The sequence below is a fragment of the Geomonas sp. genome (genome assembly GCF_035254065.1).
Taxonomy (GTDB): Bacteria; Desulfobacterota; Desulfuromonadia; order Geobacterales; family Geobacteraceae; genus Geomonas.
Genome location: NZ_DATFBA010000337.1, coordinates 1 through 5,365 on the forward strand (window position 1 = coordinate 1; position 5,365 = coordinate 5,365).

A 5,365-nucleotide genomic window follows, 5' to 3' on the forward strand; every position below is an offset into this window, starting at 1 on the left:
CCTGTTTTTGCCTATCGAGAACTACCTTTGATCGTTGAAGTCGCTGGGCCGCGCATCTGCAGCGCGCTCGCGCAGGTAGCCGCGCAGTCCGGCGGGGGCCGCACCCGTCACGCGAGGTGACGAGTTTGCCGGCTGGACCGGGCGCAGCTCGAGCGCAAGCTGACCCTCTGCCTTGCGCCCTTTCCTCTATCTCCGATGCCGAGCCGTCACCGGGCATCGCTTTGACTGTTACAACACTGGACCGGCTGTTGAGGAACCGGAGATTGAACCGCGATTCATGATCAATCCGGCAGGGGTGGATACTTCGATATGAACGGGAATTACCATTGGGGGTGAGTTATTCCGCTGATGTAAAACAGGGGGTGAACTCAGTTTCAAGGGGAACCATGAAGGTATCAGGCTGTGCGGCATTAACATCCTCGTAGCGAAGCCATCTTTGAAGAAACGCGTCTGACGGCAAGACCTTCTTGCGGCGTCAGAAGTACTGCACGCACCCTCAACACGACTCATTCATCGGCGCTGTTTTAAATCACTTTAGGGTCTGGAAAGTTATTTTCTTCTAAGCATTTACCCGCACTCTAAACTCTCCCTCCCCCGCTGGGGGAGGGTAGGGGTGAAGGAAGCCTCCTATCTCCGTGGAAAGGTCCCTCACCCCGGCCCTCTCCCGGAGGGCGAGGGCCGGGGTGCTGACAGAGTGGGATTCGGTTACCAGGACGGCGCTGGGGAGTAGAGAAGGTAACGACTGCAGCCACCGATCAGTTGCGACTACCTTTGCAGCTTGCGAGCCATTCGTAACATCTTGTTTTGACGTGAATTTTTGAAAAGGGGAACGAGAGGATGCTGTTCAACTCGTGCACACCGCTGTTCAAGAAGGGATTTAGGAGGAGGGGATGGCGACGAGCTACGGCTTGGCCGGTTTCACCAGGGTGAGGAGAAGCACGGTGGACACGGCTGCCAACGCCGCGCCGATCAGGAAGGGGATGACGCCGCCGTACTGCTGCCAGACCAGGCCGAACAAGGCGCTGGCGGGAAGTGCGCCCGCGCCGATGGCGAAGTTGTACCAGCCGAAAGCCGCCCCCCGCAGGGAGGGGTCGGAGAGATCGGCCACCAAAGCCTTCTCCACCCCCTCGGTGAGACCGTAGAAGAGGCCGTAGACGGCGAACAACAGCCAGATGTGCAACTCGCTGGTGGCGAAGGCGAAGCCCAGGTAGCAGATGGCATAGACGCACCAGCCGGCGACGATCACCGACCGCCTCCCCACCCGGTCGGACAGGGCGCCAAAGGGCATGGAGGAGACCATCTTGACGGCACTGAAGAAGGCCCACAGGAGCGGTATGCGATAGACCGGCATGCCGAGCTTGCCCGCCTTGAGGAGGAGGAAGGTATCGGAGGAGTTACCCAGGGTGAACAGGAAGAGTATCAGCAGGTATCTCCTGAGCGCCCCGGCGGGAAGCACGGAAAGCCGCACCTGTTTCTGGGGCACGCCCTTTCTCTGCACCTCGCTCACCTTGAACAGGATCAGCAGCACCACCACGATCCCCGGGACCCCGGCCAGGAAGAAGAGCGTCCGCAGGTCCTTCACGAAATAAGCGAGCAGCAAGGTGGCGAGCAGCGGGCCGATCAGCGCCCCGGCGTTGTCCATGGAGCGGTGGAACCCGTAGGCCTTGCCGCGCAGGGTAGGATCGACGGAGTCGGCGATCAGGGCGTCGCGTGGAGAGGTCCTCACCCCCTTCCCCACCCGGTCGCACGACCGGATCAACAGCACCCCCAGGGGAGAGGTGGCCGCCCCGATCAACGGGCGCATCACTGCGGAAAGGGAGTAGCCGAAGAGCACCAGCCGCTTGCGGGCGCGCACCCGGTCAGAAACGATGCCGGACAAGAGCTTGAGCAGGGAGGCAGTCGACTCGGCGACCCCCTCGATGACGCCAAGGAAGGCGGGGCCGGCACCCAGCACGCTGCTCAGGAAAACGGGGAGCAGAGGGTAGATCATCTCGCTGGAGACGTCGGTGAAGAAGCTCACCAGTCCCAGCACCAGTACGTTGCCGGTAATTCCTGCAAACATGGGGGCACCTCCACCATTACTCTAACTGAAATCGCCATGGTAACAAGTACCGCTCTAGCGGTTTGAAAAGTGTCACAGTCTCGAACTGTGTCACAGGGCTGAACCTTTGTCACAGACCTCCGCTGAATCATCTGGTTGCTGTTGCTGAGCCCGTGACTGACACACTGTCAAAATGACCTGCACGCCGGCATCAACTGCCAGTCGCAAAGCATACCTTGACTTTTGACCCCGATTTTATTACCTATCGACTGATCTTTTGTTAGAATCAATGCGACGGAGGCGAGGCTGATGCACAAGGAAATGAAAACAGGGTTCATCGGTGGCGGGAACATGGCTGAGGCGATCATCAAGGGGCTTCTGGCCGGAGGGGTCCCGGCCGGGAAGCTGACCGTTTCCGAACCGGCGGAGCAGCGCAGGGCCGTACTGGCGGAAAGATACGGGGTGCGGGTGATCAGTGACAACGACGAGCTCTGCAAGACCAGCGACGTCGTGCTCTTGGCAGTGAAGCCGCAGATGGCCGCGGTCGCCCTCAAGGAGGTCAAAGCCGCCTCCGTGAAGGAGAGGCTTTTCATTTCCATCATGGCAGGGGCCACCTGCGCGACCATCGAGGGGATGCTCGGTTCCGGCGCCCGGGTGGTCAGGGTGATGCCGAACACCCCGGCACTGGTGCTGGAAGCGGCTACCGCCATCTCCCGCGGCTCGCTGGCCACCGACGACGACCTCGCGCTCACCCGCAGGATCTTCGACCAGGTCGGCACCACCTGCGTGGTTGATGAGAAGCTGCTCGACGCGGTCACCGGCCTGTCCGGCAGCGGCCCCGCTTACGTGCTCACCTTCATCGAGGCACTGAGCGACGCCGGGGTGAAGCAGGGCCTCACCAGGGAGGTGGCGACCACCTTGGCGGCACAGACCGTGTACGGCACCGCCAAGCTCTTGCTGGAGACCAAGGAGCATCCGGCGGTCTTGAAATCGAACGTGGCTTCTCCCGGCGGCACCACCATTGCCGGTATGCATTCCCTGGACCGTGACGGCTTCCGCGCTGCCACTATCAACGCGGTCGACGTCGCCGTGGCGAGGTCGAAGGAACTGGGGGCAAAGTGAACATCAGGAGCACGGTCGTAGTGCGAGGACGCGTCCAGGGGGTGGCTTTCCGGCATCACACCTCACGGATGGCGGCACGGCACGGGGTGACCGGCTGGGTGATGAACCAACCGGACGGCTCGGTAAAGGCCTGTTTCGAAGGTGAGGAGTCGGCGGTCCGTGCCATGGTGGAGTGGTGCCGCAGGGGACCTGATTCCGCCCAGGTCGACGAGTTTGACGAGCAACCGGGAGAATTCACCGGGGAGTTTGCCGGCTTCGGCATCAGGTACTAGAGAAACTTCAAATCAAGCACTGAGTATAGTTACCTTCTCTGATCAGCGATGATGCTCCGCATCACGTCCCCCCCTTGATAAAGGGGGGACAGGGGGGATTGCTTTTGAAGGCCTGCCTGCTTTCGGCCTTTAAGCGTCCAGCAACGGGACCATCAACAAGGGAGCAACTGACATGACTGAATACATCTCCAAACGGATCAGGCGCTTCATCCTGGCCCCCCTTTTCCTGACCTTGCTCCTTGCCCCCAAGGCCCCGGCGGCCGACAGCCTCGATCTCACCAAGGCCATCAAGGTTGGCTCGGGAAAGGTCATGGTCATCGAGTTCACCGACCCCGACTGCCCCTACTGCCGGAAGGCGGAGGCCTACTTCCGGACCCAGCCCCAGGTGACCCGTTACATCTTCCTGCTCCCGCTGCCGATGCACCCCGGCGCGAAGGGGAAGACGCAGTACATCCTTTCCGCCAAGGACAAGGAGAAGGCCTACCTGGAGGTAGAGTCGGGCAAGTTTGACAGGGGCCCCACCCCCGGTCCCATCACCCCGGAGGGGATTCACCTGCAAAAGGAACATCAGGAAATCGCCCAGGCCAACAGCGTGAGATCGACCCCCACTTTCATGGTCTACGGAAGGGTGATCGTCGGTTTCGACATGAACAAGCTGGCGCCTCTGCTAAAATAGGGGCCAAAAATTGGCGTTGACATCGTCCCGGCCTTGGGCTATGTTCGCGCCAGAATTTCCATCTACATCAGATACACGATAATACTAAACCATCCGCGAGGATGGGGCGGAAAGCCTACTGGGTCTCTCTGAGACAGCCGGGTCGCCGAAATATCGATCGATATTCAGGCACCCGGCTTTTTTTGTGCCTGGGTATCGGCGGGAATTGCCTTTGGCAGACGATACTACCCGAGATCTTCTCGATCGGGAGATAACCCAGGAGGAAGCCTATGACACGCACAACCCGTTCATTCAAGACCCTCATTACCTTATGCATCGTGACCCTGGCGCTCTATCAACTGGCCGGTTGCGGCGGAGGTGGCGGTACCGGCAGCGCGGCCCCCACCGGGGTCCTCAAGCTCTCCATCACCGACAAGCCCAGCGACAACTACAACTCGGTCGTGGTGGCGATCAGCGAGGTGCGCGCCGTCCCCGCCGGCATGGATAACGCGGCCGACAACGATCCGGGACTGCCGGTGGTCGCCCACTTCAACACACCGAAGGTCATCGATGTCATGCAGCTGCAGTTCATCCAGCAGGCCCTGGGCGAGATCACGCTGCCGGCTGGCAGCTACAGCCAAATCCGACTGATTTTGGCCCCCAACCCGAACGGACAGGGACAGGCGCCGGTCAACTACCTCACCCTCAAGACCGACCCCTCCACCCTGATCCCGCTGAAGACTCCCAGCGGCCAGCAGTCGGGGCTGAAAATCCTCGGGCCGCTGCAGGTCAAGCCGGGTGTGACCAACGCCGTGGCCATCGACTTTGATCCCAACACGGCTATCGTGCAGCGGAGTAATGGGGACTACAACCTGAAGCCGACCGGGATCCGGCTGATCCAAATGGCGAGCGTGTTGACCCAGTACGGCACCATCGGCGGCACCGTGAGCGCCACCTTCAAGGACTTCTCTTCCGCCACCGTTTCCATCAAGCGCCGCGGCGCCGTCAACGATACCGACCCCATCGCGGCCGGACGGATCTTCTCCAGCTATACCAGCGGCAAATGGCAGGCCCCCTTCACCGCCTTCGTCCCCCCCAGCACCCAGACGATCTCCTACAAGGCCTTCGTCAGCGCCAACGGCTTCAAGCTCTACTCGTCGGTAGCGGTCCCCGTCGTGCAGGGGCAACTCACCGATCTGAGTCAGATCAACCTGCAACCGGCACCGTGATAGCTGCTAGCTGACGGCAATAAAAAAGACGGGGACTCTTTCGGGT

General features: G+C 61.0%; 5 protein-coding genes and 1 riboswitch. Of the genes, 4 read left to right on the plus strand and 1 reads right to left on the minus strand.

All coding sequences use genetic code 11. From position 1 onward, the window contains the following. Window positions 1-901: 901 nt before the first annotated feature. Window positions 902-2,062, minus strand: coding sequence for an MFS transporter (locus VJ604_RS15625; protein ID WP_324084112.1), 1,161 nt, complete (start codon window positions 2,060-2,062; stop codon window positions 902-904). A gap of 288 nt (window positions 2,063-2,350) precedes the next feature. On the opposite strand from VJ604_RS15625, the gene proC reads away from it, so the two are divergent. From proC to VJ604_RS15645, 4 genes are all read left to right on the plus strand, one after another. After that, window positions 2,351-3,163, plus strand: a complete 813-nt coding sequence (gene proC / locus VJ604_RS15630) for a pyrroline-5-carboxylate reductase (protein WP_324084114.1) — start codon at window positions 2,351-2,353, stop codon at window positions 3,161-3,163. Further along, complete coding sequence (locus VJ604_RS15635) at window positions 3,160-3,435, plus strand: acylphosphatase (protein WP_324084116.1); 276 nt, start codon at window positions 3,160-3,162, stop codon at window positions 3,433-3,435. The genes proC and VJ604_RS15635 overlap by 4 nt, the downstream gene beginning before the upstream one ends. A gap of 172 nt (window positions 3,436-3,607) precedes the next feature. Then, window positions 3,608-4,111 carry a DsbC family protein gene (locus tag VJ604_RS15640; RefSeq protein ID WP_324084119.1) on the plus strand — a complete coding sequence of 168 codons (504 nt, stop codon included), beginning with the start codon at window positions 3,608-3,610 and terminating at the stop codon, window positions 4,109-4,111. A 73-nt stretch (window positions 4,112-4,184) separates the two neighbouring features. Further along, window positions 4,185-4,261: riboswitch (cyclic di-GMP riboswitch) on the plus strand. Window positions 4,262-4,380: 119 nt separating this feature from the next. Continuing rightward, window positions 4,381-5,319 carry a DUF4382 domain-containing protein gene (locus VJ604_RS15645; protein ID WP_324084120.1) on the plus strand — a complete coding sequence of 313 codons (939 nt, stop codon included), beginning with the start codon at window positions 4,381-4,383 and terminating at the stop codon, window positions 5,317-5,319. Window positions 5,320-5,365 lie beyond the last annotated feature (46 nt).

Coding starts and splice junctions, on each gene's coding strand:
- VJ604_RS15625 (WP_324084112.1), bottom strand. CDS start 2,062: ATGTTTGCAGGAATTACCGGCAACGTACTGGTGCTGGGACTGGTGAGC.
- proC (WP_324084114.1), top strand. CDS start 2,351: ATGCACAAGGAAATGAAAACAGGGTTCATCGGTGGCGGGAACATGGCT.
- VJ604_RS15640 (WP_324084119.1), top strand. CDS start 3,608: ATGACTGAATACATCTCCAAACGGATCAGGCGCTTCATCCTGGCCCCC.
- VJ604_RS15645 (WP_324084120.1), top strand. CDS start 4,381: ATGACACGCACAACCCGTTCATTCAAGACCCTCATTACCTTATGCATC.